Origin of the sequence: Porphyrobacter sp. GA68, assembly GCF_022605525.1 — a bacterium.
Taxonomy (GTDB): Bacteria; Pseudomonadota; Alphaproteobacteria; order Sphingomonadales; family Sphingomonadaceae; genus Qipengyuania_B.
In genome coordinates this window covers 992,387-1,015,645 of record NZ_JAKQYJ010000001.1, presented here as the reverse complement: position 1 = coordinate 1,015,645, position 23,259 = coordinate 992,387, and the positions used below count along the sequence as shown (strand labels likewise).

25 protein-coding genes are annotated in these 23,259 nt (G+C 65.7%); 15 read left to right on the top strand and 10 right to left on the bottom strand.

Features of this window, described 5'->3' with window-relative positions:
- Positions 1-61: 61 nt before the first annotated feature.
- Positions 62-220, bottom strand: a complete 159-nt coding sequence (locus LHJ54_RS05005) for a YdcH family protein (RefSeq protein WP_228242823.1) — start codon at positions 218-220, stop codon at positions 62-64.
- Between the two features lie 194 nt (positions 221-414).
- Here LHJ54_RS05005 and LHJ54_RS05000 point away from each other — a divergent pair, with 194 nt between their 5' ends.
- Both LHJ54_RS05000 and LHJ54_RS04995 read left to right on the top strand, forming a co-directional pair.
- On the top strand, positions 415-624 hold the full coding sequence (locus LHJ54_RS05000; protein ID WP_228242822.1) for a YdcH family protein: 210 nt from the start codon (positions 415-417) through the stop codon (positions 622-624).
- 125 nt (positions 625-749) lie between these two features.
- Entirely contained in the window at positions 750-1,220 is a 471-nt protein-coding gene (locus tag LHJ54_RS04995) for a DUF1465 family protein (protein ID WP_228242821.1), read from the top strand.
- A 6-nt stretch (positions 1,221-1,226) separates the two neighbouring features.
- On the opposite strand, the gene LHJ54_RS04990 is transcribed toward LHJ54_RS04995, so the two are convergent.
- Positions 1,227-2,708, bottom strand: coding sequence for a glycerol kinase (locus LHJ54_RS04990; protein ID WP_228242820.1), 1,482 nt, complete (start codon positions 2,706-2,708; stop codon positions 1,227-1,229).
- A 63-nt stretch (positions 2,709-2,771) separates the two neighbouring features.
- On the opposite strand from LHJ54_RS04990, the gene LHJ54_RS04985 reads away from it, so the two are divergent.
- The 3 genes from LHJ54_RS04985 (at position 2,772) to nadA (ending at position 5,369) form a co-directional block, all read left to right on the top strand.
- On the top strand, positions 2,772-3,644 hold the full coding sequence (locus tag LHJ54_RS04985) for an MBL fold metallo-hydrolase (protein WP_228242819.1): 873 nt from the start codon (positions 2,772-2,774) through the stop codon (positions 3,642-3,644).
- A complete protein-coding gene (locus LHJ54_RS04980; RefSeq protein WP_228242818.1) occupies positions 3,629-4,318 on the top strand; it encodes a DUF4230 domain-containing protein in 690 nt (229 codons plus the stop codon). Before LHJ54_RS04985 ends, LHJ54_RS04980 begins: the two co-directional genes overlap by 16 nt.
- A gap of 64 nt (positions 4,319-4,382) precedes the next feature.
- Positions 4,383-5,369: a quinolinate synthase NadA gene (nadA, locus tag LHJ54_RS04975; RefSeq protein ID WP_228242817.1), complete on the top strand. Its 987-nt coding sequence runs from the start codon at positions 4,383-4,385 to the stop codon at positions 5,367-5,369.
- Between the two features lie 13 nt (positions 5,370-5,382).
- Here nadA and LHJ54_RS04970 read toward each other — a convergent pair whose 3' ends face one another.
- Positions 5,383-6,255 (bottom strand): bacteriorhodopsin, encoded by an 873-nt coding sequence (locus tag LHJ54_RS04970; protein WP_228242816.1) that lies wholly within the window; start codon positions 6,253-6,255, stop codon positions 5,383-5,385.
- Positions 6,256-6,410: 155 nt separating this feature from the next.
- Between LHJ54_RS04970 and LHJ54_RS04965 the strand changes: the two genes are divergently transcribed.
- Positions 6,411-7,739 (top strand): DUF2254 domain-containing protein, encoded by a 1,329-nt coding sequence (locus LHJ54_RS04965; protein ID WP_228242815.1) that lies wholly within the window; start codon positions 6,411-6,413, stop codon positions 7,737-7,739.
- Here the strand turns inward: LHJ54_RS04965 and LHJ54_RS04960 are convergent.
- Positions 7,736-8,647 carry a DMT family transporter gene (locus tag LHJ54_RS04960; protein ID WP_306437046.1) on the bottom strand — a complete coding sequence of 304 codons (912 nt, stop codon included), beginning with the start codon at positions 8,645-8,647 and terminating at the stop codon, positions 7,736-7,738. The genes LHJ54_RS04965 and LHJ54_RS04960 overlap by 4 nt on opposite strands.
- A 51-nt stretch (positions 8,648-8,698) precedes the next feature.
- Between LHJ54_RS04960 and LHJ54_RS04955 the strand changes: the two genes are divergently transcribed.
- Complete coding sequence (locus LHJ54_RS04955; protein WP_228242814.1) at positions 8,699-9,805, top strand: alkene reductase; 1,107 nt, start codon at positions 8,699-8,701, stop codon at positions 9,803-9,805.
- 109 nt (positions 9,806-9,914) lie between these two features.
- Here LHJ54_RS04955 and LHJ54_RS04950 read toward each other — a convergent pair whose 3' ends face one another.
- Both LHJ54_RS04950 and lipB read right to left on the bottom strand, forming a co-directional pair.
- A complete protein-coding gene (locus LHJ54_RS04950; RefSeq protein ID WP_228242813.1) occupies positions 9,915-10,283 on the bottom strand; it encodes a hypothetical protein in 369 nt (122 codons plus the stop codon).
- Positions 10,271-10,954 carry a lipoyl(octanoyl) transferase LipB gene (lipB, locus tag LHJ54_RS04945; RefSeq protein ID WP_228242812.1) on the bottom strand — a complete coding sequence of 228 codons (684 nt, stop codon included), beginning with the start codon at positions 10,952-10,954 and terminating at the stop codon, positions 10,271-10,273. The genes LHJ54_RS04950 and lipB overlap by 13 nt, the downstream gene beginning before the upstream one ends.
- Before the next feature lie 66 nt (positions 10,955-11,020).
- On the opposite strand from lipB, the gene LHJ54_RS12705 reads away from it, so the two are divergent.
- Positions 11,021-11,845: a glycerophosphoryl diester phosphodiesterase membrane domain-containing protein gene (locus tag LHJ54_RS12705; RefSeq protein WP_228242811.1), complete on the top strand. Its 825-nt coding sequence runs from the start codon at positions 11,021-11,023 to the stop codon at positions 11,843-11,845.
- Positions 11,846-11,849: 4 nt separating this feature from the next.
- Here LHJ54_RS12705 and LHJ54_RS04935 read toward each other — a convergent pair whose 3' ends face one another.
- Complete coding sequence (locus LHJ54_RS04935) at positions 11,850-12,431, bottom strand: class I SAM-dependent methyltransferase (protein ID WP_228244298.1); 582 nt, start codon at positions 12,429-12,431, stop codon at positions 11,850-11,852.
- A 196-nt stretch (positions 12,432-12,627) separates the two neighbouring features.
- On the opposite strand from LHJ54_RS04935, the gene LHJ54_RS04930 reads away from it, so the two are divergent.
- A complete protein-coding gene (locus tag LHJ54_RS04930) occupies positions 12,628-14,079 on the top strand; it encodes an MFS transporter (RefSeq protein WP_373457052.1) in 1,452 nt (483 codons plus the stop codon).
- 144 nt (positions 14,080-14,223) lie between these two features.
- The gene (locus LHJ54_RS04925; RefSeq protein WP_228242810.1) at positions 14,224-16,323 is read left to right on the top strand and encodes a TonB-dependent siderophore receptor; all 2,100 of its coding nucleotides are present in this window, start codon (positions 14,224-14,226) and stop codon (positions 16,321-16,323) included.
- Between the two features lie 28 nt (positions 16,324-16,351).
- Here the strand turns inward: LHJ54_RS04925 and LHJ54_RS04920 are convergent, their stop codons facing one another.
- The 3 genes from LHJ54_RS04920 to LHJ54_RS04910 are packed head-to-tail and all read right to left on the bottom strand — an operon-like array spanning position 16,352 to position 17,890.
- On the bottom strand, positions 16,352-16,879 hold the full coding sequence (locus LHJ54_RS04920; protein WP_228242809.1) for a (2Fe-2S)-binding protein: 528 nt from the start codon (positions 16,877-16,879) through the stop codon (positions 16,352-16,354).
- Positions 16,880-16,889: 10 nt separating this feature from the next.
- Positions 16,890-17,126 carry a hypothetical protein gene (locus LHJ54_RS04915; RefSeq protein WP_228242808.1) on the bottom strand — a complete coding sequence of 79 codons (237 nt, stop codon included), beginning with the start codon at positions 17,124-17,126 and terminating at the stop codon, positions 16,890-16,892.
- A complete protein-coding gene (locus LHJ54_RS04910; RefSeq protein WP_228242807.1) occupies positions 17,126-17,890 on the bottom strand; it encodes a class II aldolase/adducin family protein in 765 nt (254 codons plus the stop codon). Before LHJ54_RS04910 ends, LHJ54_RS04915 begins: the two co-directional genes overlap by 1 nt.
- Positions 17,891-18,033: 143 nt before the next feature.
- Here LHJ54_RS04910 and LHJ54_RS04905 point away from each other — a divergent pair, with 143 nt between their 5' ends.
- The 5 genes from LHJ54_RS04905 to LHJ54_RS04885 are packed head-to-tail and all read left to right on the top strand — an operon-like array spanning position 18,034 to position 23,210.
- Complete coding sequence (locus LHJ54_RS04905; RefSeq protein ID WP_228242806.1) at positions 18,034-20,388, top strand: chemotaxis protein CheA; 2,355 nt, start codon at positions 18,034-18,036, stop codon at positions 20,386-20,388.
- The gene (locus LHJ54_RS04900; protein WP_228242805.1) at positions 20,385-20,819 is read left to right on the top strand and encodes a chemotaxis protein CheW; all 435 of its coding nucleotides are present in this window, start codon (positions 20,385-20,387) and stop codon (positions 20,817-20,819) included. The genes LHJ54_RS04905 and LHJ54_RS04900 overlap by 4 nt, the downstream gene beginning before the upstream one ends.
- A 51-nt stretch (positions 20,820-20,870) precedes the next feature.
- The gene (locus LHJ54_RS04895; protein WP_228242804.1) at positions 20,871-21,236 is read left to right on the top strand and encodes a response regulator; all 366 of its coding nucleotides are present in this window, start codon (positions 20,871-20,873) and stop codon (positions 21,234-21,236) included.
- 13 nt (positions 21,237-21,249) lie between these two features.
- Positions 21,250-22,356, top strand: a complete 1,107-nt coding sequence (cheB, locus tag LHJ54_RS04890; protein WP_228242803.1) for a chemotaxis-specific protein-glutamate methyltransferase CheB — start codon at positions 21,250-21,252, stop codon at positions 22,354-22,356.
- Positions 22,353-23,210, top strand: coding sequence for a protein-glutamate O-methyltransferase CheR (locus LHJ54_RS04885; RefSeq protein WP_228242802.1), 858 nt, complete (start codon positions 22,353-22,355; stop codon positions 23,208-23,210). The genes cheB and LHJ54_RS04885 overlap by 4 nt, the downstream gene beginning before the upstream one ends.
- Positions 23,211-23,259: the final 49 nt, after the last annotated feature.

Below are 23,259 nucleotides of genomic sequence, written 5' to 3'. Positions count from 1 at the left end.
GCGGCTATAGCAGACGCTGGCGCAACCCCAAGCGCCGAACTGCAGGTTCGTTCAGATCTGCTCAGGCCTGGGCGATCTGCTGCTTCAGGCGGAGCTTCTGCCGCTTCAATTCCGTGATCGTCACATCGTTCGGCGCCGGTCGGCTGCGTTCCTGGCGCAGGAGTTTGTCCAGCTCGGCATGGCGGGTGGTCAGGGTTTGCAGATGCGACGTTTGTGCCATCTCGGTCTCCTTGGCGGTTGAGCGGCGTGGCCGGGTGAGCGGGTCAGCGCCGAAGACGACTCGGCTTCAGGAACAGCCGGGCCGGAGACGCATCCAATCATAGAATTGTCAGCCTGCGAAGTGTTAAGCGGCGACCGCTGAGGCTGTTGCGACCGGCCGCAGCGAGTCGCTTGGATAACTGGAGAACGGAGCCTGTGGACGAAGAGCAGCTGCGCAAGATGCTGGCGGCGTTGAAGGTGGAGCACCGCGACCTGGACGTGGCGATCGGCGCGCTGAGCGATGCGGGCCAGAACGGAGGCGCCGCCGATCAGTTGCAGATCGCCCGGCTAAAGAAACGCAAGCTGGCGCTCCGCGACCGGATCGCAGTAATAGAGGACCAGTTGCTGCCCGACATCATTGCCTAAGCCGCTGAATTGCGGAAAAGCCTATCGGCAGCTGTGTCATAGAAGGACAAACTGGAGAAACACGGTAAATAAACCGGCTGCAACTTGGCTCTTCGGCGGCTAACTGGCTACGGAGGATGCCAGTTATGATCCACGCTGCTCCGCTAGATTCCGGACCGTTGACCCGTCAGGTCATCGAGGACTTGTACGCCGAAGCGCTCGTGCTCGCTGACGAAGCGCGCGTCGTCTTCGAGGTGGCGGCACCCAGCAGTCTCAAGCAGGCAACCCAGCCAGCCAGCATCGCGCTGTCCGTGGAAGGGCTGCGCACCACGACCAGGATCATGCACATCCTCGCCTGGCTGCTCAACCAGCGGGCCTTCATGGCGGGCGAATTGAACGAGCGGCAATTGCAGCAGCATGGCGCCTTGCCGCGTGATCGGGCGTCCGAACCCGATCAGCTGGCCCTTCTGCCGGCGCGAACGCGGCAGCTTATCGCGGAATCGGAACGGCTTCATGCGCGCGTCGCCCGGCTGGACGAACAGCAGCGGCAGGAGACGACCGCGGGCACGCAGCCGGTGCGGCAACTGCAGAAAAAGCTCCTGTCGGCTTTCGGCTAAGCCGAGTTATTGGGCCAGCGCGGCGTTCAGCGCGGCGCGCCAATCCGACAGCCGGCGGTCGCGCGCGGCAGCTGACAGCAGCGGATTAAACCGGACCGCAGGCGCGAGCATCGCGTCCGCTGCGGCTTTGAGCGACGGGTAGATCCCCGCGCCAGCGGCCGCCAGCATTGCCGCGCCGCGCGCGGTCGTTTCCACATCCTCCGGCCGTTCCACAGGCAGCCGCAGGATGTCCGAAATGTCCTGCGCCAGCCAGTCATTGGCGCTCATCCCGCCATCGATCCGCAGGCGGGCCCAGCGCGCTCCGTCAGCTGCAAACGCCTCTGCAAGATCATGCGTCTGATGCGCCATGGACTCCAGCGCGGCACGGGCAAGGTGCGCGCGCCCGCTGGCGAAGGTCAGGCCGCTGATCACGGCGGTGGCATCCGGCCGCCAGTGCGGTGCGCCCAGCCCCGCCAGCGCCGGCACCACGACTACGCCGCCACTGTCTTCCACCGACCGGGCCAGCGCCTCGGTTTCGGACGCGCTGGCGATCACGCCCAGCGCGTCGCGCAGCCACTGCACAAGGCTGCCCGCAACGAACACCGCGCCCTCGAGCGCGTAGGTGCGGGATCCGGCAAGCTGATACAGCACCGTGCCCAGCAGGCGGTGACGTGAGTGCGGCACGTCCGCGCCCTGATTGGTGAGCACGAAAGCGCCGGTTCCGAACGTCGCCTTCGTATCCCCTGCGGCAAGACAACCCTGCCCGATGGTCGCCGCCTGCTGGTCGCCCGCCATGCCCGTGACGGGGATGGCGGTGCCAAGGAGGGCAGAGTCCGTGCGGGCAAGCACGCCGGCGCTGTCGACCACTTCGGCCAGGGCGGAGCGCGGAACGTCGAACATTCCGCACAGGTCGTCCGCGAACTGCGCGCCGTCCAGCGGCAGGAGCAGGGTACGCGAAGCGTTGCTGGCGTCGGTCAGGAACGCCCCGCCGCTGAGCTTGAAGAGCAGCCAGCTTTCCACCGTTCCGAAAGCCAGCCGTCCGGAGCGCGCGGCCGCCGCGACCGCCGGCTTGTGTTCCAGGAGCCAGCGCATCTTCGTGGCGGAAAAGTACGGGTCGAGCACCAGGCCGGTTCGCCGCTGCAGCTTTTCCTCATGTCCAGTCTCCCGCAGGGCCGCACATTGCGGTTCGGTCCGGCGGTCCTGCCAGACGATTGCACGGGCGAGCGGCTCGCCGCTCTTGCGATCCCATGCCACCACCGTCTCGCGCTGGTTGGTGATGCCGATGCACCCGATGCGATGCACGCCGGACGCCTGTGCCGCCACGCGCCGCATGCAGCGCAGCGTCCGCTCCCAGATCTCCGCCGCGTCATGTTCGACCCAGCCGGGCCTCGGATAATGCTGGGTGATTTCCTCCTGCGCCAGACCGAGCCGCAATCCGGCGGCATCGTAGAGGATCGCCCGAGTGGACGTGGTGCCCGCGTCCAGCACCAGTATCGCCTGTTCCGCCACCCTACTCTCCCGCCAGCATGCCGATGCGTGACATGGCGCAGCACCGGCCCCATATGCAAGGTCATGGCAACGCTCCCTTCCCGCCCTTGGCCCATCGGCGAAGCCGAACGCTGCGGGCCGCTGGTTCGCCGCGTCCTGGCGGACAATTCGTCACCCTATACCTTTACCGGCACGCAGACCTTTATCGTGGGCGACGGAGCGGACGTGGCGGTGATCGATCCTGGTCCTGACGATCCCCGCCATGTGGATGCCATTATTGCCGCAGTGGGCCGGGCGCAGATCACCGCCATCGTCTGCACCCACACCCACCGCGATCACTCGCCCGGCGCCGCACCGCTGGCGAAGATGACGGGCGCGCCGGTGATCGGCTGCGCGCCTTTGTTCATCAGCAGCAAAGACACCCGCGCCGATGCTGCGTTCGATCGGACCTACGCGCCCGACCTTGTGCTGGTCGATGGCGAGGAGGTGACAGGGTCCGACTGGACACTGACAGCGGTTCATACGCCGGGCCACACCTCCAACCACCTGTGCTTCGCGCTGGAGAATACCGGCGCCCTGTTTACCGGGGACCATGTGATGGGCTGGTCCACCAGTGTTATCGTCCCGCCCGACGGGGACATGGGCGACTACATGCGCAGTCTGGAAAAGCTGGCAGCGCGGAACGACAGCATCTATTTTCCCGCGCATGGCCCGGCCGTGACCAACCCGCAACAGCTCGTGCGCGGCATGGCCGGGCACCGGCGGCAGCGAGAGCGCCAGATCGTGCGCCTCCTCACACAGGAACCGCGCAGCGCCGCCGCGCTTGTTCCGGCCATGTACACGGGACTCGATAAGCGTCTCATTCCCGCGGCAGAACTGTCGGTGATGGCTCACCTCCTCGATCTGGAGCGGCGCGGCGAGGCAGGGCAGGAAGGAGCTGAATGGCACATCCGGTGAAAGACCGAGCTCTCGAAACACCGCGAGCGGGGGAGACGTCTTCTGGTTCGCTGGCGCGGTTGCAGGCCGCGCCCTGGCTGATCGTCATCGCCCTGCTGGCGGCAACCGCCTGGCTCGCCTGGCGGGCCTTCGTTTATGAGGAGGAAGGCGATCCGGTCGGCAGCGCCATGCTGGCGTTCGAAAGACAGAATGCGCTCACCGTGTTCTCTTCGCGTTTCGAAGTGGTGGCAGAGAGCGAGAACACCCGCAGCGTTCTGGGCGTGCCGGTGCTGCAATCGCGGCAGGCGACGATTGTGCCAGCGACCGTGGAGTACCGGCTCGACCTGTCCGGCATGGACCGCGGCGACTTCGCCTGGGACGCCGGGACACAGCGCCTGACCGTGACCCTGCCCCAACTGCGCACGACACGTCCGAACATCGACGAAGCTGCGGCTCGCGTCTTTACCGAAGGGGCCTTTGTCACCCGCGACGCGGCGGTCGCTCTTGCCCGCAACAACTCGGCGCAGGCCGAGCGCAAGGCGGCAGCGTTCGCCAGAAATCCCGAAGTGCTTGACCTGGCGCGGGCGGCTGCACGGCAGGCGGTGCGGCAGAACCTGGCAATCCCGCTGCAGGTTGCAGGTTATGAGAACGCCACCGTCATCGTCCGGTTCGCAGGGGAAGAACCGCCGGCGTGAAGAGGCGCGGGTGACAGGGACGGATAGCGCCCTATATGCAACGGGTGAAAAGGATGGAATACCGATGACTGCCGACAATCGCCCGCTTGCTGGAGATGACCTGCGCGCGGAAATCGACCGCCTGCGCAAGGAGCGCAATGCCGTCATTCTGGCCCATTACTATCAGACGGCAGACATACAGGACCTGGCCGATTTTGTCGGCGACAGCCTGGAGTTATCGCGCAAGGCCGCTGACACGGACGCGGACGTGATCGCGTTCTGCGGCGTCAAGTTCATGGCCGACACCGCCAAGATCCTGAGCCCGGAAAAGATCGTGATCCTGCCCGACATGGATGCCGGATGCAGCCTGGAAGATTCGTGTCCGCCCGAAAAGTTCAAGGCGTTCCGCGAGGCGCACCCCGATCACATCGCGCTGACCTATATCAACTGCTCGACCGAGGTGAAGGCGCTGTCCGACGTCATCGTGACGTCCTCCAGCGCGGAAACCATCCTGAGCCAGATCCCGCCGGAGCAACCGATCATCTTTGGCCCCGACCGGCATCTTGGCGGCTATCTGTCACGCAAGTTCAACCGGCCCATGCTGCTGTGGCCGGGCGTGTGCATCGTGCACGAAGCGTTCAGCGAGACGGAACTGCTGAAGCTCAAGGCACAGCATCCGGGCGCACCCGTCGCCGCACATCCCGAATGCCCGCCCGTTATCATCGACCACGCCGATTACGTCGGTTCCACCAGTGGCATCCTGCAATACGCGCAGACGTTCCAGGGCGATACGCTGATCGTGGCGACGGAACCCCACATCATTCACCAGATGGAAAAGGCGCTGCCGCAAAAACGCTTCATCGGCGCGCCTGGCGCGGACGGGAACTGTTCCTGCAACATCTGTCCCTACATGGCGCTCAACACGATGGAGAAACTCTATGTCGCGCTGCGCGACCTCCAGCCGCGGATCGAGATAGAGGAAGGTCTGCGGCTGCGCGCCAGGCGCAGCCTCGACCGGATGCTGGAGATGGCCAGCGGGACGATTGGACTGGGCGATCTGGGGCCCGTCTGACGACGCCTGAACCTCAGTCCTTGTTGGCGGAAGCAGCGGCGGATGCCTGCGGTCTTGTATCAAGCGCCTCCGCCGCCGGCAGGTAGCCTTCCAATGCGCTGCGCCGCAGAAGATAGCGCGACAGAATGATGCCATAGAGCATCTTCGTCGACAGGTCCGCCACGCTGAAGACAAACTGCCGCCAGACCACCAGGTCGCCGCTTGTGCCGAGTTGCGGCAGAGCATAAGCGATCGGGTACAAACCCCAGGTCGCGAGAAAGTAATAGAAAATCCTGTCGGGCCACGCAGCCACTGGGGCCGGGCTGCTGGCGGTGCCGAGCCGCACCACGCCGCGCACTTCGACAATCAGCCAGATGAAGAAGACGGTCGAGATCACGCCCCAGACATTCAGCCGCACCCAGTCGCCCGGTTCGCCGAACTGGCCATATAGACCCGTCAGGATCATCAGTTCGGCCGCGATGATCATGCGCATAGCCCGCTTGTGCAGCTGAGACCGCTCAAGGCCGAACGCTATTGCCAGCTGGGTCAGCAGAATGGGTACGGTGATCAGCCAGTTGCCGTAGCGATAGACATTGGAAAATGTTGTGCCTTCGGTCAACGGCACATACAGGCCGTCGATGAAAGTGAACGTCTCCTGCCACAGGCTTGCCTCGCGATAGAGGCTGATGGAGGAAGATACCATCACCACTGCCGACAGGACAGGTACGATACGGTATCGGGGCGGGAGCTGCGTGGCCGAGGCAAGGAAGAACAGCGCAAAGGCGACCTGCGCTCCGTAACTGACCATCAGGATCAGCGCGCCCATGCTGTATTGTCCGGCGGTCAGCGCGACATAGTTTTCGATGCTGCTCAATCCCGTCGCCAGATTGCCGGGCATGCTCACCATCGTTTCTCTCCTGCCACGGCGGAGATCAGTCCGGCCGGCCTTGCAACCAAACCGCGTTGCGGCGGTTTGTTCCTGACAGGAGGAGCATTGCCGCTCATGAACCGATCAGTGGAGCCAACTGGTATTGCCATCGCTTGCCAGACCGAGGCGGCCGCTTGATCACTCGTCTGCGTTCCCTGTGGGACTCCGTCAATGCTAGCTACTGGTTCTATCCGGGCCTGCTGGCACTCACCGCATTCGGGCTGGCGCTGCTGACGATCTGGATCGATCGAACGGAACAATTGACGTGGTTGAAAAGCATCGGCTTCGTTGATGCTCCCCGGCCGGAAGGCGCGCGATCAATGCTGACGGTGATCGCGGGTTCGATGATCGGAGTCGCCTCTACCGTATTCTCGATCACCATCGCGGCCGTCGCCTATGCCAGTGGCAACTTCGGTCCGCGCCTCCTCACCAATTTCATGGAGGACAAGGGCAACCAGCTGTCCCTTGGCACGTTCATCGCCACCTTCGTCTATGCGCTGACCGTCCTGCGGACGGTGCGCGACGAAGAGGAGGTCGCGACCGTTGTCGCCGGGGGCGACCCCCTGCCTGGCTTCGTCCCGCAGGTGTCGCTACTGGTCGCCTACGCCTTGATGGGTGTGGCGGTCATGGTGCTGGTCTACTTTCTGAACCACATCCCCGCCTCGATCCGGGTAAACACCGTGCTGCAAGGGATCGGTGACCGGCTGATCCGCGACATCAAGCACAATTTTGACCAGCCTTGCCGCGGGCAAGTGGGCGCCGTGGAACCAACAGGCAAACCGGTGCTGACGGATAAGGTCGGCTACATACAGATCATCAACTTCAAAGAACTCAATGCCGTTGCCGACAAGGCGAATGGGTTCTTTGGCCTGGCGGTGCGGACCGGCGACTTCGTGCACCCGGATATGCCGCTCGGCTATTGGCAGGGTGACGGGGGTGACAGCGAACCGCCAGCAGCGTCGATCCGCAGCTGCTTTGCCCTCGGCGGCCGGCGCACACCCAGCCAGGACCTTCATTTCCTCATCGACGAACTGGTTGAAATCGGCCTGCGCGCACTATCGCCAGGTATAAACGATCCGTTTACCGCTATTTCCGCCCTGCACTGGCTTGGCGCTGCCACTGCAGAACTTGGCCCGCGTGATCTTGCCCACTCCTCCGGCGACGCGGGACAGCCAAACACGGATCGGGTAAGTCCGCTGAACAATGACTTTTCTCATTATGTGCAGCGCGGGTTTGGTTCGATACGTTCCGGCGTGGCGACCAGCCCGATTGCCGCGGTGGTGATGTTCGATGCGCTGCGTCATGCGACCTCGACCTTCAGCAATGCGGAGCGTCATCGCGTCCTTGTCAATGAAGGAGAGCAGTTGATGCGGCAGGCACGCCTTGTGCTCGACGGGCCGGACCTGAAGCAGGTGGAGGCGCGCTACCATTCCTTCATGCGCGACATGGCCGCAGACCGCTAGCCTCCCGGCCTGCCAGCACGCACCAATACCAAGGCCGCGCCCACCAGCACCATGCCCGCGATGTCTGGCGCCGCCAGCACCTCGTCAAAAGCGATCCACCCGACTGCGGCCGCAATCGCCGGCTGGGTAAGCAGCGCCATGCCAATGACGAGCGGCGGGAAGTGCTTGAGGGAATAGACCAGCAGCCCTTGCCCGATCAGCTGGCTTGACACAGCAAGGCCGGCCACCGGCCACCAGCCTGCATTTCCCGGCAACACCGGTTCCCCCAGCAACAGGGCGAAGGCCAGCAGCAGCGGCGCCCCGGCCAGGCAGATCAGCGTCAGCACCTGCCACTGTCCCAGGCTTTCCCGCGCCCGCTGCGCCGGCAGCAGATAGAACGCATAGCACAGCCCGGCGAACAGGCAGAACAGGTCGCCGGCCAGGGTGCCGAACGATATCTCCAGACTGCGCCCCAGCAGAATGGCTGCACCGGCCACTGCCGCACCGATCGCCAGCGCCTCGGATCCGGATGGCCAGCGGCGCAGCGCGACAAGGCCCCACAGCATCAGGATGAGGCTGCCCGAATTGCCCAGCAGAGTCGCATTGCCAAGCTTGGTAAGCCCGATACCGATGTGCCACGCCGCAAGATCCAGCGCAAAGAACGCTCCGGCTGCCAGCACCAGCAGGATCAACCGCCGGGGCGGGCGCGGCAGCCCGCGGGTTTCGCGCCATGCCAGAAAGGCGATTGCGGGAAGCACCAGCAGGAGACGCCAGAATGCCGCAGACACCGGCCCGGTATCTGCCAGCCTGACGAACCATGGCCCAAGCGCCAGCGCGACATTCCCGCCCAGCAGGGCGGCAAGGTGCCAGCCATTCGCGCCGACGCGCGGGGCAGCACTGATCGGATTGGCGGTTGCGGGCATGTTCATCCGTACCTAGCTGTCCGTCCGAAGGCCGTTCGGCAAGCAAAGGATCACCTGATGCATGATATTCTCTTCCAGCCGGTCAAGCTGGGCGCGTTGCACGCCCGCAACCGGATCCTTATGGCTCCGCTGACGCGGGGTCGGGCGGACAATGCCGGCCTGATACCGACGGAGATGATGGCGACCTACTACCGGCAGCGCGCCGGCGCCGGTCTGATAATCAGCGAGGCGACGGGGATCAGCCGCGAAGGGTCAGGCTGGCCCAACGCGCCCGGCATCTGGTCGGACGAGCAGGTGGACGGCTGGCGCGGGGTGACGGACGCGGTGCACGAAGAAGGCGGGCTTATCGTGCTGCAACTGTGGCACATGGGGCGACTTGTCCACCCCGACTTCCTGGGGGGCGAGGCGCCGGTTTCCGCCTCTGCCACGCACGCCCCCGGCCATGCGCACACGTATCAAGGGCGCAAGGACTATCAGCCGGCCCGCGCCCTGTCGCGGGAGGAGATCGCGCGCGTGGTGGACGATTACCGCCATGCCGCCACCCAGGCTAAAGCGGCCGGGTTCGACGGGATTCAGCTCCATGGCGCGAATGGTTACCTTGTCGATCAGTTCCTGCGTGACAGCACGAACAACCGCACTGATGAGTATGGCGGATCACCGGAAAACCGCACCCGCTTCCTGCGCGAAGTGCTGGCCGCGCTGATCGGAGTCTGGGGTGCCGATCGCGTAGGTCTGCGCCTGTCGCCCAATGGCGAGACGCAAGGGTGCGATGACAGCGACCCGGCCGCGACGTTCGGCGCGGCAGCGCGGGTCGCGCAGGATCTCGGCATAGCGTTTCTGGAACTGCGCGAACCCGGACCCGACGGGACATTCGGGAAAACAGACGTGCCCCCGCAGTCGCCGCTGATCCGCTCGATCTACTCAGGGCCGCTGGTTCTCAATTCGGACTATGACGCGGCCAAGGCGGCGGCGGACATCGATGCGGGCCGCTGCGACGCGGTGGCGTTTGGCCGGCCGTTCATCTCCAATCCCGACCTGCCGGAGCGCATCCGGCAGGGCGCGCCCCTGGCCGAAAACCGGAACGTGCCGCAGTCCTGGTACTTCCCCGGCGCGGAGGGCTATGTGGATTACCCGACGCTGGCGGAGGAACGGGAAGCGGCCTGATCTTGCCGCGCCGCGCGGGCGCTGTCCTTCAGGATGATGAAGGACCGCGCCCGCGAAGGATGACATCGGAACAGCGGCGCGTCCCGAAGCGGGCAGGAGCGCCGGAAGTTTATTCCTCTGGCTCTGGCGCAGGAGCATCAACCGCCGGGCTGTCCGGCGCGTCATCCGCCTGCGGCGGCCGAGGCTGGCCGCCCCTGCCCTGCGGCGCAGCAGGCCGCGCGGCGGCAGCGGCGGGCGCGGCGGGTTCGGCGGGTTCCCCGGCTGGGGTCATCGGACCTGCCATCGAAGGCGCATCGCCGCGGCCGATCTCGTCATAGGGGATCATCCGGTCGCTGATCGTGCCTTCCAGCACCTCGCCCTTGGCGCTGGTATCATCTTCGTCCACCACCGGCGGAGGGGCATCCGCCTGCCCGCAAGCGGCCATGACAAGGCAAAGCGGCACCAGCCCGGCGAGCCGCAAATCTTTCACCACGGACATCCCTCATCTCCGCCAACGCTGGCAAGGAACTCTTCCAGCCGGGCGCGCAATGCCTCATCGAATGCCTCTGGCGCAACCTTCATGCCCAGTGCAGCGAGGCTGGTGACGCCGAACTCGTCGATGCCGCAGGGAACGATGCCGGCAAAATGCCCCAAGTCCGGTGTCAGATTGACCGAAAAACCGTGCATCGTCACCCAGCGCCGGACCCGCACCCCGATGGCGCCAATCTTCGCCTCGCGCCCATCGGCTCCGCGCGTCCAGATGCCGATCCGCCCGTCCGCCCGCCAGCACCGGACGCCCAGATCGGCCAGCGTCACTATTACCCATTCTTCAAGAGCATGGACGAAACAGCGCACATCGCGCCCCCGCCGCGCCAGGTTCAGCATCACATAGCCGACCCGCTGTCCCGGCCCGTGATAGGTGTAGCGCCCGCCCCTGCCCGCTTCCACCACTTCGAACCGCGGGTCGAGCAGCTCTGCGCTGGCCGCGCTCGTTCCAGCGGTATAGACCGGCGGATGCTCGAGCAGCCAGATCAGTTCGGCGGCCTCGCCGGCGGCGATGGCGGCGTTCCGAGCCTCCATCAGAGCCAGCGCCTCCCGGTAGGGAACAAGGTCCGGCGAAACCGCCCAGTCTGGCGCACCCGCCGCGGCATCAGGAGTTGAAGGCAACATGCCGATTGCGTGGGCGCAAATGGTGCGTCTATCAAGAGCCGCGAACTGGACGAGGGATGTGCGACCGTGACTTTCAACATGAACCAGGCCTGGAACGAGGCAATTCGCACGCTGAAGGCCAACCGGGAGCTGCTCGTGATCCTGGCCGGGCTGTTCTTCTTTGTCCCGATGCTCGCTCTGGGCATCCTGGTGCCCGAGACGCTCACCGGGCCGGCCATGACAGGCGGCGAACCGTCGATGCAGGTGATGACAGATTACTACAATCGCAACGCCATCTGGCTGTTCGCGGTCCAGATCATCCAGACGCTCGGTATGCTCAGCATCCTGGCCCTGTTCCTGCGCCGCCGCGCGACGGTGCAGGAAGCGATTATTACGGGAATGAAGGCAGTGCTTCCGCTGCTCATCGCCAGCTTTTTCATCGCGCTGACCTTCGGGCTGCTCGGCGGATTGGTGGTAGGGCTGGCGGCGGCGATTTCGGCCGGGCTGGGCTGGGTTCTCGCGCTGTTCGTCATCCTGCTGCTGTTCTTCGTCGTTGCCCGCCTCGTTCCGCTCATGCCGCTGCTGGTGGACGAGCGCCGCTTCAACCCGTTCGCCGCCCTGGTGGACAGCTGGCGGCTGACCGCTGGTCGGGGATGGCGGATCCTTGCCTTTCTGCTGCTGATCTTCGTGGCGGTGACGGTTATCGCGCTGCTGGTGGGCGGCGTCGTCAGTCTCGTCACGGCGCTGATCGGCAGCCCGGCCACCGCGAACTTCATCGCCGCCGCGCTCAATGCGCTGTTCACCACGCTGTTTACCTGCCTCATACTGGCAGTAGTGATGGCAATCTATCGCCAGCTAAACGCGCCGGCCAGCGCGGCCGGGGTGCCGCGCACGCATTCGGACGTGGACTAGGCGGTCAGGCCGCCTCGTCCTTCCAGCCCCAGAACAGGCGACACGGAGGGATGTTCAACGCCTCGAACCCCTGTTCGATATGGGCGAAATGCTCCGCCATGAAGTCGCGCGCCTTGGCGGCAAACTGATAAACCAGAAACGCGCCGCCCGGCCGCAGGACGCGGTGGGTCGCAGCCGCGATGGCCGGACCAACCCCGTCGGGCAGGGTGGAGAATGGCAGACCTGACAGCACGTAATCGGCGTGCTGTTCACCGTGTGCGGCAACAATCCGCTCCACATCCGCGGCCGAGCCGAGCACGGCGGTAAACCGCGGGTCGGCGATGTGCCGGTTGAGGTAGTCCACATAAAGCGGGTTGGTGTCGATGACGATCAGCCGGCCATCCCGGCGCAGGCGATCCAGCACCGGTCCGCAGAAAGTGCCCACGCCTGGTCCGTATTCGACGAACACGCGGCACTCGTTCCACTTCACCCGGTCCAGCATCTTGTCGATGACAAAGCGGGAAGACGGAATGATCGATCCGACCATTCTGGGCTGTTCCAGGAACCCACGGAAGAACACGCCCCACTGACCGAACAGCGTGGACATGCGGGTGCGCGGCGTCTTGAGCGCCGCCAGCGATGCAGTGGTGTTATCGGACAAGACGCAAACGATTCCTAGCAGTGCACGAAGAAGGAGGTGCCCGTGTATAGCGACCTGGTCTTAAGCCCTTGCAAATTAGCTGCCCGATGGCAAGCGCAAGCATTGTCTTGGCCGCGGGACGAGCCTAGCGCGGGCACCAAGCATGGCGGACGATCCCCACCCCCGCACCTGGTTCGGCAGGCGTTCGCGGCATCAGGCCGGCATCGCTGACGACACGCAGACAGCGGCGGGACACCCGCCAGCGGGCGGTAACGCGGCCGCAAAGGCCGGCAAGGCCATTCCCAACGGGCGCATGGCCCTCCTGTTCACCGTCATGCTGGTGAGCGCGGCTGGCAATACAGCCATGCAATCAGTGATGCCGTCGATCGGCACCGCCCTGGGTGTCGCGGATGTCTGGATCAGCCTGGCCTACACCTGGTCCGCGCTGCTGTGGGTGGTCTGCGCGCCGATCTGGGCGCGGCGGTCGGACCGGAGAGGCAGAAAGGCGATGATGGCGCTCGGCCTAATCGGGTTCAGCGTGTCGATGGCGCTGTGCGGCGTGTCGCTGTGGCTTGGTCTGCTGGGTGTCTTGCCGGCAGTATGGACGCTGTTGCTGTTTGCAGCGTTCCGCAGCCTGTATGGGGGGTTCGGATCGGCCGCTCCGCCTGCCGTGCAGGCCTATGTCGCCGCGCGCACCCCCCGTGATCAAAGAACCGAAGCGTTGTCGCTGATCGCGTCCAGCTTCGGGCTGGGGACGGTGATCGGCCCGGCGCTGGCACCGCTGATGGTGCTGCCGGGTGTGGGCCTCACCGGGCCGTTCCTCGTCTTCGCACTTATCGGGATTGCCGCACTAGTCGCGCTGCGCCTGCGCCTGCCGAACGACGAGCCGCAGTTTGCCGCCCGGGGCGCGGCCTATGACGCGCCTTACGGAACCAGTGGATCGGGCCGGCATCGCCCTGACGATGAAGAGGATCAGCCGGCGGCGACAATCGCGGCGGCACCGGGCGCCCGGCGGACGAAGGCGATGGGATGGTGGGAACCGCGGCTGCGCCCATGGGTGGTGTCGGGGCTGCTTGGCGGCCATGCGCAGGCGATGATCATCGGGATTGCCGGCTTCCTGGTGCTGGACCGCCTGGGGCTGCGCGGCGATCCCGCCGCCGGAACCGGACCAGTCGGACTTGTCCTGATGGCCGGCGCGCTGGCCACGCTGCTGGCGCAATGGGGCATCATTCCCCGCCTCCATCTGGGGCCGCGCTCCGCAACGCTCAGCGGGGTGGCACTGGCCGCGGTCGGCACCCTGATTCTCGCGGTGGCGCAGGACCTGCACAGCATCGCGTTCGGCTACGCCATCGCCTCGCTCGGCTTCGGCCTGTTCCGGCCCGGCTTTACCGCAGGCGCCTCGCTCGCGGTCACGCGGGGCGAGCAGGGTGAAGTTTCGGGGATTGTAGCGTCTATAACCGGGGCCGCCTACGTGTTCGCGCCAGCGCTGGGCGTCTGGCTTTACGGCCACTCGGACTGGCTTGCGTTCGCCTCGATCATCGCCTTGTGCACCGCCGTATTCGTTACCGGATGGCGGGGTCTGGCGAACGACGCTACCGCCACCTCCGGCGACTAGCTCCTTTTTCACGGCACTGGCTGGCTACCAGCATCAACAACCCCTCACAATCTTTTTTGATGTACGCTGAAGAACGCTGTTGCAAGTGCGAGTGATTCGCAATAACCAGCCCGCATTCGCGAACGACTCGCAATAGGGGGCGATGTGCTTAACTCTAGGTTTCTGATCACCGCGTTGCCGCTTCTGGTGCTCTCCTCTTCCGCTCTCGCCAGCACCGAAGAGGAACAACCGGAGCGCGACTATCTGCCTGGCGTCATCGTGGTGAACGGCAGCAGGGATTCGTACCGCCTGCACGACGGCTCGACCGCGACCCGGACTCCCACGCCCATCATCGATGTGCCCCAGGCAATCACGGCGATCACGAGTGATCAGATCGAGGACCAGAACCTGCGGTCCCTGAACGATGCCCTGCGGTTCGTACCCGGCGTCTCGATTGGCGCCGGCGAGGGACACCGGGACGAGGTATTCCTGCGCGGTCAGCGGACCACGGCAGACTTCTTCATCGATGGATTGCGCGACGACGCCCAATACTACCGTCCGCTGTACAATGTGGAGCGGATCGAAGTGCTCAAGGGCCCCAACGCGCTCATCTTCGGGCGCGGTGCCGGTGGCGGGGCGATCAACCGCGTCGCCAAGCTCGCACGGCTGGGCGAAACGCGCGCCGACGCCGGCGCTTCCATCGACAACTTCGGCGCGTTCGACCTTGCCGCCGATGTCGCCATGCCCGCCGGAGAGGCCGTGGCCGTGCGGCTCAACGCCTTTTACGAGGAGTTTCCCAGCGACCGCGACGTGTTCGAGGGCCGCTTTCTTGGCATCAGTCCGACGGCGACCGTGCAGCTGGGCGAGCGTACCCGGCTCATCGCCAGCTACACCTATGACGATGACCGGCGCATCACGGACCGCGGCCTGCCATCTTTTGCCAATCGTCCGCTGCGCGGGTCGTACGACACCTTCTTCGGCGATCCCGATTACAACACCAGCTTCCTGCGCGCGCACGTCGGCCGCGCCCGGCTGGAGCATGAGTTCAATGGCCGCTTGAGCGCCAACGCTTCGTTGCAATACGCCGATTACGCAAAGTTCTATGGCAACATCGTGCCCGGTGCCGCGCGCGACACCGGTGGCGACGGGGTCGCAGATGCGGTCCAGCTGTCGGGTTATGACGCAGGTTCCGACCGCAGGAACCTGATCGGGCAAGCGAACCTCGTGTGGACCGGCGACACGGGACCGATCGGCCACACCCTGCTGGTGGGGGCGGAGTTCGCGCGGCAGGACACGGACGCGACACGCAATCAGGTGTTCTTTGGCAGCGCGGCGACCGTTACCGTCCCCATCGCCAGGCGGATCGCGGTTCCGACATTCACCACCGCGCCGCAGCGGGCCAGCCGGTCCGAACTGGATGTGGTGTCGTTCTACGTGCAGGATCAGATTGCGATCACGCAATGGTTGGATGTGATTGCCGGCGCGCGCTTCGACCGCTTCTCTCTCGACAGCGTGGACCTGCTTACCGGGTTTGCGGCGAAGCGGACGGATCAACAGGTCAGCCCGCGCTTTGGCGTGATCGTGAAGCCGGAAGACAACCTGTCGCTCTATGCCAGCTACACCGAAAGCTTTCTGCCATCCGCGGGCGACCAGTTCACCGCGCTGAGCGGCACCACCGTTCTGCTGGAACCCGAAGAGTTCCAGAACCTGGAGGCGGGCGTCAAATGGGCGCCGCGCCCCGACCTGCTCGCAACGGCGGCGGTGTTTCGTCTTGACAGGTCGAACACGCCTGCCGTCAACGCGCAGGGCTTCACCGTGCTGACCGGCGCATCGCGGGTTTCCGGAGTCGAAGTGTCGCTGGCAGGCTCGCTCACCGATCGCCTGCACCTCAACGTCGGCTATACCTATCTGGACGGCGAGATCCGTTCTGACATCGCCGGTGCGGGCGCCGGGACCGAGCCGCTGCAACTGCCCGAGCACCAGGTCGGCGCATGGGGACGGTACGACTTCACTGACCGGTTGGGCATTGGCTTCGGCATCATTCATCAGTCGGATCAGTTCGCCAGCTACACCAACACCGTGGTCCTGCCTGCGTGGACGCGGATTGACGGGGCGGCGTATTATACCGCCAACGAACGGCTGACGGTGCAGTTGAACATCGAGAACCTGCTGGCCGAGCAGTATTTTCCCGGCGCGCATGGCGACAACAACATTCAGCCCGGGCGCCCCTTCAGCGCCCGTCTTGGCGTGCGCTTCAGCTACTGATCGGAAGGTTCAGGCGCAGACGACGCCGTCAGGCATCGTCCTCCTCTGCCTCCGGTATCTCCTGCACCTCCGGCGCCGCCACGGGCGCCGGTGCGGCAATGCCGCCGCCCATCGCCCGCGCCGCCCGGCCGATCGCCTCGACCAGACGTGGATAGACGCCGCAGCGGCACAGGTTCGGCAGCGCGGCCTCGATCTCTGCGCGGGTCGGCGAGGCAGTTCGCCGCAGCAGGCCGGCAGCAGCCATGACGATGCCGGGGGTACAGAAACCGCACTGGATGGCCTGCACTTCCACCATGGCCCGCTGCACTGGGTGAAGGCCATCGCGGCTGAGGCCTTCGATCGTGGTGATGAAGCGTCCTTCCGCCTCGTCCAGCGTGACGAGGCAGGACCGCAGCGGCTGTCCGTCGATGTGGACCGTACAACCGTGGCAGTCACCCACGCCGCAACCGTATTTGGTGCCGGTCAGGTTGGCCGCATCGCGCAACGCCCACAGCAGCGGCGTCTGCCCGTCCATCAGAAATTCGAGCGGGCGCCCGTTCACCGTCATGCGGGGCATCGGTCAGCTCTTAGGACGCGAAGCTTTGCAGAAGATGGCACCGGTCGCAGCGAAAGGTCACGACCTCCAGCCCGTCTGCCAGCTTGATCTTCTTGCCGTCCGCCTGCAGCCCCTTGTACCAACTGTATAACGCGGTGCCCCGGAACCATCGTTCCTGGCTGAATGCGGTGGTCCCGTAATTGGCGTCGGCCACGAAGCCCTTGGTCATGCGCCCGCCGCAGTCGCGGCACGTCTTCGTCTGCTCCATCAGTTGCGCCAGCTGTCGTCTTTGCGGTCCGCCTTGCGCTTCCACGCTTCGAAGTCGAAAACGCCTGCGCCGCCCTGACCAGTCATCACCGCCAGATCACGCTGGTGCACATCCACCACGTCCTGGGTCACTATCTGCGCCTCGCCCTGCGCAAGCGTCGCCACCTGGATCTCGCAGGCGCGCTGCAAGGCCCACATCTTTACGAACATGCCCTGGATCGTCCGGTCCATTACCACGGGCCCGTGATTGCGCAGCATCAGCACGGTCTTGTCACCAAGGTTGCGCAGCAGCCGCTCGCCCTCCTCCGCGCGGACGGTCACACCCTCGAAATCGTGATAGCCGATCTGGTTCTGGAAATTGCAGGCGTAGAAGTTGGTCGGCAGCAACCCGTCCTTGTGGCTGCACACCGCCATCGTTGCCGTGGTGTGCACATGGCAGATGGCGTTCGCCCGTTCCCCCAGATGGCGGTGGAAATAGGCGTGCTGGGTAAATCCCGCCTTGTTCACCATGTAGGGCGAGCCGCCGATATTGTTGCCGTCGACGTCGATCTTGACCAGGTTGGACGCGGTCACTTCCTCGTACAGCAGGCCGAAGGGGTTGATGAGAAACGCGCCCTCTTCATCCGGCACCGCCAGCGATATGTGATTGTAGATCGATTCCGACCAGCCAAGCATGTCAAAGATGCGGTAACAGGCGGCAAGGTCAAGACGCGCCTGCCATTCGGCATCGCTGCATTGCGGCTTGGGGTGTAGCTGGGTGGCCATGGTCGCTCTCCGGCTTTGCTGTTTTCCCGATATATCGCACGGTTGATGCCTTTGCTGCAAGCCGCTCGGCAAGGCGCTGCGCTTACGCAAGATTAACCACCATGCGCCATAGCTGGCACCGGCAAGGAGGCTGCGCGCGCAAAATGGACGATCTGCTGACCGACTTCATCGCGGAAGTGCGCGAGATGCTCGCCGGATGCGAAGAGGCGATCGTCGCCTGGGAAGCGGACCCCGCCGACAGGGCGCGGCTCGATACGATTTTCCGGTTCGTGCATACGGTGAAGGGCAACTGCGGCTTCTTCGACCTGCCGCGCCTCGCCGCGCTCAGCCACGCGGCGGAGGATGCCCTGGGGGACGTGAGGGCAGGTCGCCGTGTGGCGGACGCGGATCTCGTAACCGCCATTCTGGCGATCATCGATCGGCTCGCCGAACTGACGCAGGCGCTCGAAGATGGCGAAGACCTGGCCGCCGGAAACGATGCGGACCTCATCGCCGCCCTGCGCCCGGACGGGCAGCCCGTACCAGCTCGTCAGCAACCCGAGGACCCCCCGGCAGCAGCGCTGGCCCCGACCTCGAACCAGACGACCAGCCGGTCCATCCGCGTGCCGGTGGAACTGCTCGACGAGGTGATGAGCGGAATGTCGGACATGGTCCTGGCACGCAACGACTTTGACCGCCGCCTGCGTGTGGCGGGCGCCTCGGCCGAACTGGACAGCGCCTTCGCGCGCCTGTCCGGCATTCTTGCCGATGTCCGGGGTTCGGTCACCCGTATGCGGATGAACCGGTTCGATCAGCTGTTCCTGTCGATCCCCCGGCTGGTGCGCGATCTGGCGCATGAACTCGGCAAGCAGGCAAGCGTCACCTTCGCCGGCGGCGACGTCGAACTCGACCGCGAGATCATGGAACTGATCCGCGACCCCATCACGCACATCCTGCGCAATGCCCTGGATCATGGGATCGAACTGCCCGAGGTGCGGCGCGCGGTGGGCAAGCCGGTGGCGGGCACCCTGGCCGTTTCTGCGCGCCATTCGGGCAACGAGGTGTGCCTGACGATCGCCGATGACGGCCGCGGCATCGACCCGCAGCGCATCGCCGCAGCGGCGGTAGAGGCCGGGCTGGCGAGCGCGGCCGATGTCGCGCTGCTGTCGCGAGAGCAGCAGCTGAACCTCATCTTCACTCCCGGGCTTTCCACCGCCGGCCAGGTCAGCGCGATTTCCGGGCGCGGGGTCGGGATGGATGTGGTGCGCGCCAATCTCCAGCGGATCGGCGGCAACATCGCCGTGCAGTCTGTGGCTGGAGAGCGGACGGAGTTCCACCTGACCGTGCCCCTCACGCTCAGCATCATTTCGGGCATTATCGTCGAAACCGGGGGTCAGCAGATCGCGATTCCCCAATCCTACGTTACGGAAGTGGTGCGCAACGGCGGCGGCAACATGGCTCATGCGTGGGCGGGCGATACGCAGCTGGTCGCCTATCGCGGCGTGCACATCCCATACCTGGCGCTGCACGAGGTGCTGGGGCTGCCTGTCCCACAGCCAGGCCGGCAGCCCGCCGCGTTGCCACGGACGGTGATAATTCTGCAGACCGGCGATGACGAGCGGTTTGCCATCGGCGTCGACCGGATCAGCGATCACGAGGATCTGGTGGTCAAGCCCCTTGGTCCCGATCTCATGCGGATCGGAGTGTACGCGGGGGTCACGCTGCTGGGCGATGGCAAGCCGATCCTGCTGCTCGATGTGCGCGGCCTGGCTCAGCGGCATGCGCTGTTCGCCGCAGAGCGTCACGGACTTGCGATGCAGGATCGCGAGGAGGAACAGGCGGGCGCGGCGCCTGCGGGCGACATGGCCCTGCTGTTCACCGGCATCGACGGCACCGAACGCGCGGTGCGCTTCGCCGCCCTGGAACGCGTTCACCTGCTGCGGGCAGAGCAGATCGATTGCCAAGGGGCGCAGGCAGTGGCCGCCGTCGACGGGCATCTTCTGCCGCTGCATGGCCTTGCGGGCGACCGCCCCCCTGCGGTGTTCAGCGCACTATGTCTGACCGACGGGGGACGACGCGTCCTTTACGCCGTGGCTGCGGTGGGTGACTGCATCGCGATCGGCGCCTTGCACACAGCCGACCCCCACGACCGCGCACATGAAGGATTGCTGCTGGTTGACGAGCGGCCCGTGCGCCTGCTCGACATGACTTGGCTGACCGGCACGGCCGCGCCGGCGCGGCATGACCACCAGCTTACCTGCGCCCTGCCCGACGACCAGTGGGCCAGAACCATTCTTGCCCCTCTGCTGACCCAGGCAGGATACCGGATCGCGCTGCCGGGAAGCGGTCAGGCCGATGTGCTGATCGCGCTTGACGGCGTGCTTCCGAGCGCCAGCGGCGAGCGGGTGCTCCATCTCATCTCCGACGCGCACGGCGCGCCACCCGGCGCAATCCACCGGTCCGACCGCGGGAGGCTGCTCGCGATGCTGGCCGAGATCACCGCCGGAGCGCGGGCATGACCGGCTCGTTTCTGGTGGCGGAGCTTGCCACGGTGCGCCTGGCCTTGCCTGCCGCCGATGTGCGCGCGGTTATCGAAGTGACGGCCCTCACCCCGGTGCCGCTCGCGCCTGCCCATGTCGCCGGTCTGACAGCTGTCCGCAGCCAGGCGATGACGGTGATCGACAGCCGCGCCCGGGTCGGCCTGCCGCCTGGTGGAGACGGCGCCGGACAACTGGCGGTGGTCGTCAGTCTGGACGGCTTGTCCTACGCTCTCCTGCTCGACGCGGTGCACGACGTGAAAGCCTGCACCCAGCCGCCAGCCGCAGTACGCGGGGGGTATGGCGCGGGCTGGGACCGGGTCGCTGTCGGGATGGTGGAACTGGATGGTGATCCCGCGCTCCTCGTCGACCCATTTGCGTTCATCTCCGGCGAAGCCCGGCGCGCGGCATAAAGGTTTGCTTAGCTTCCAGCCGCTATTCCCGGGTTCCCAAAGGGTACGCACATGAAAACATGTCTGATTGTCGATGATTCGCGGGTTATCCGCAAGGTCGGCCGCCATATCGTCGAGAACCTGGGGTTCACCGTGGAAGAGGCGGAGGACGGCAAGCAGGGGCTTGAACGCTGCCTGGACGCAATGCCGGACCTCATCCTGCTGGACTGGAACATGCCGGTGATGACGGGCATCGAATTCCTGGTGGCCCTGCGTGCCCGACAGGGAGGCGATGCACCCAAGGTCGTATTCTGCACGACGGAAAACGACGTCGGCCACATTCGCGAGGCGGTGAGCGCCGGTGCGGACGAATACATCATGAAACCGTTCGATCACGAAATGCTGCGCCTGAAACTGCAATTTGTCGGCATGGTCTGACGCGGCCGCCGCCATGCCGCAGACCCTTGCCTCTTCCAGCCCGGCACGATCGGAACCGGTGGCCGACAAGGTCGGGCGAGCCACGCGGGTCATGCTGGTGGATGACTCCCTGACGACCCGGACCATCTTTGCCCGGATTGTCGCAGCCGAAGCAGACATGGTGCTGAGCGCCCAGGCGACCACGGCCGAATCCGCGCTCGCGCAACTGGAAGAGGCGCGGCCAGACGTGATCCTGCTGGACCTGGAAATGCCCGGCATGGGCGGGATGCGCGCACTGCCCCACCTGCTGGAGCGTATGCCGCATGCCCGCGTTCTGGTGGTTTCCTCCCTGACCGATGCGGGTGCCCGTCATACCGTGCAGGCTCTGTCGGCGGGGGCGGCGGATACCTTGCTCAAACCCCTTCCGGGCAGCTTCGACCAAGCCTATCGCGCGTCACTGGTGCAGAAGATCCGGGCGTTGGGGCAGCGGGAACGGCAGGTCCGCACTTCCCCCGCCGGAACCGCTGCGGCCTCTCCCGGCAGGCAAGTTCCCGCGGGAAAGCGGGCGAGGCTGGTGGCCATCGGCGCTTCAACCGGCGGGGTGCACGCGATCAACACCCTGCTGCGAGCCCTGCCTGCCAGCTTCACCGTACCCATCATCATTACCCAGCACTTGCCCGGTTCCTTCGTGCCGGTTTTCGCCCAGCAGCTGCAGACGGTTTCTGGCCGCGTCACCCGAGTGGCCGGTGACGGGACGTCACTGGCGGCGGGAACCGTCACTGTGGCGCCGGGGGACGCGCACCTGATCGTCGAAGCGCAAGCTAAGGAACTGCTCACCCGCCTCGGCAGGGAAGCGGCACCGGCCGGTTGCTGGCCGGCGGTTGATCCGATGATCGCAAGCATGGCTGAAGCGTGCGAGGGTGCGGCGACCGCGCTGATCCTGTCGGGAATGGGCCGCGATGGGCTGGTGGGCGCAACCGCGCTGCATAGGGCGGGCGGAACTGTGTTGACGCAGGATGCGCACAGCTGCGCCGTGTGGGGCATGCCGCGCGCAGTGGCCGCCGCCGGAATCGCTGCCGGCTCGATGCCGCCGGAGCAAATGGCGCGCTGGCTCGTCGCTCATGCCGGGGCAACAGCATGAGCGAGAGCGCAGCGCTGCAGGTGATCGCCAACCTGCTCTACGCCAAGACCGGTCAGGAAGTTACCGAAAGCCGACGCTGGCGGGTGCCTGCCGCATTGCACGGCATCTTCAAGGAGCTGCGCATCGACAGCCTGGAGGAGCTCGCCCGCATTCTGCAGGGGACGCACAGCGCCGACCTGCCCGGCCGGATCGTCGACGCGCTTCTCAACAACGAGACGTACTTCTTTCGCGACCGCAACTATTTCGAACTGCTGATGCAGCAGATCCTGCCCGCGATTGCCGAACGGCGCTCGGCCACGCGCCGGCTGCGCATCTGGTCGGCGGGGTGTTCCACGGGGCAGGAACCGCTATCGCTGGCCATGCTGTTGCTGGCAGAACCGGAACGATGGCGGCGCTGGTCCATCGAGATCGTCGCAACCGACGTGTCGGCCAAGGCCATTCGCGCCGCCAAGGCCGGCGCATACAGCCAGTTCGAGATCCAGCGCGGGATCAGCATCACCGAGATGCTGACCCACTTCGCCAAGCACAAGACGCAGTGGCGCGCCCAGGATGCCCTGCGCCGCATGGTCCGCTTCCAGCAGGCCAACCTGCTGAACGGGTTGCCGGGCGAGGAGCCGTTCGACCTGGTGCTGTGCCGCAATGTGCTGATGTACTTCGCGCCCGAGGCCCGGGAGCGGGCGCTGGCCCGTCTGCACGGCGCGTTGGCGCCGGACGGATGGCTGATGCTGGGCGCCGGCGAAACCGTGCTGGAGCAGCCGCGCCTGTTGCGCGCGGCAGGCTGCGGGGCAGGGCTGTACCAGCCGCTCCTGGCTAACGAACGGACCGGCCTGGGACGGCTGGCCGCACCCGTTTAGCGGCGATCAGGCGCCGCTGGGCGCCTGGCCTTTACGCTTAATTATCCTT

Excerpts from the sequence above, each read along its gene's own strand:
- LHJ54_RS05005 (WP_228242823.1), bottom strand. The coding sequence starts at position 220 with ATGGCACAAACGTCGCATCTGCAAACCCTGACCACCCGCCATGCCGAG.
- LHJ54_RS04995 (WP_228242821.1), top strand. The coding sequence starts at position 750 with ATGATCCACGCTGCTCCGCTAGATTCCGGACCGTTGACCCGTCAGGTC.
- LHJ54_RS04985 (WP_228242819.1), top strand. The coding sequence starts at position 2,772 with ATGGCAACGCTCCCTTCCCGCCCTTGGCCCATCGGCGAAGCCGAACGC.
- LHJ54_RS04980 (WP_228242818.1), top strand. The coding sequence starts at position 3,629 with ATGGCACATCCGGTGAAAGACCGAGCTCTCGAAACACCGCGAGCGGGG.
- nadA (WP_228242817.1), top strand. The coding sequence starts at position 4,383 with ATGACTGCCGACAATCGCCCGCTTGCTGGAGATGACCTGCGCGCGGAA.
- LHJ54_RS04970 (WP_228242816.1), bottom strand. The coding sequence starts at position 6,255 with ATGGTGAGCATGCCCGGCAATCTGGCGACGGGATTGAGCAGCATCGAA.
- LHJ54_RS04960 (WP_306437046.1), bottom strand. The coding sequence starts at position 8,647 with ATGAACATGCCCGCAACCGCCAATCCGATCAGTGCTGCCCCGCGCGTC.
- LHJ54_RS04955 (WP_228242814.1), top strand. The coding sequence starts at position 8,699 with ATGCATGATATTCTCTTCCAGCCGGTCAAGCTGGGCGCGTTGCACGCC.
- LHJ54_RS04950 (WP_228242813.1), bottom strand. The coding sequence starts at position 10,283 with ATGTCCGTGGTGAAAGATTTGCGGCTCGCCGGGCTGGTGCCGCTTTGC.
- lipB (WP_228242812.1), bottom strand. The coding sequence starts at position 10,954 with ATGTTGCCTTCAACTCCTGATGCCGCGGCGGGTGCGCCAGACTGGGCG.
- LHJ54_RS04935 (WP_228244298.1), bottom strand. The coding sequence starts at position 12,431 with ATGTCCACGCTGTTCGGTCAGTGGGGCGTGTTCTTCCGTGGGTTCCTG.
- LHJ54_RS04930 (WP_373457052.1), top strand. The coding sequence starts at position 12,628 with ATGGCGGACGATCCCCACCCCCGCACCTGGTTCGGCAGGCGTTCGCGG.
- LHJ54_RS04920 (WP_228242809.1), bottom strand. The coding sequence starts at position 16,879 with ATGCCCCGCATGACGGTGAACGGGCGCCCGCTCGAATTTCTGATGGAC.
- LHJ54_RS04915 (WP_228242808.1), bottom strand. The coding sequence starts at position 17,126 with ATGGAGCAGACGAAGACGTGCCGCGACTGCGGCGGGCGCATGACCAAG.
- LHJ54_RS04910 (WP_228242807.1), bottom strand. The coding sequence starts at position 17,890 with ATGGCCACCCAGCTACACCCCAAGCCGCAATGCAGCGATGCCGAATGG.
- LHJ54_RS04905 (WP_228242806.1), top strand. The coding sequence starts at position 18,034 with ATGGACGATCTGCTGACCGACTTCATCGCGGAAGTGCGCGAGATGCTC.
- LHJ54_RS04900 (WP_228242805.1), top strand. The coding sequence starts at position 20,385 with ATGACCGGCTCGTTTCTGGTGGCGGAGCTTGCCACGGTGCGCCTGGCC.
- LHJ54_RS04895 (WP_228242804.1), top strand. The coding sequence starts at position 20,871 with ATGAAAACATGTCTGATTGTCGATGATTCGCGGGTTATCCGCAAGGTC.
- cheB (WP_228242803.1), top strand. The coding sequence starts at position 21,250 with ATGCCGCAGACCCTTGCCTCTTCCAGCCCGGCACGATCGGAACCGGTG.
- LHJ54_RS04885 (WP_228242802.1), top strand. The coding sequence starts at position 22,353 with ATGAGCGAGAGCGCAGCGCTGCAGGTGATCGCCAACCTGCTCTACGCC.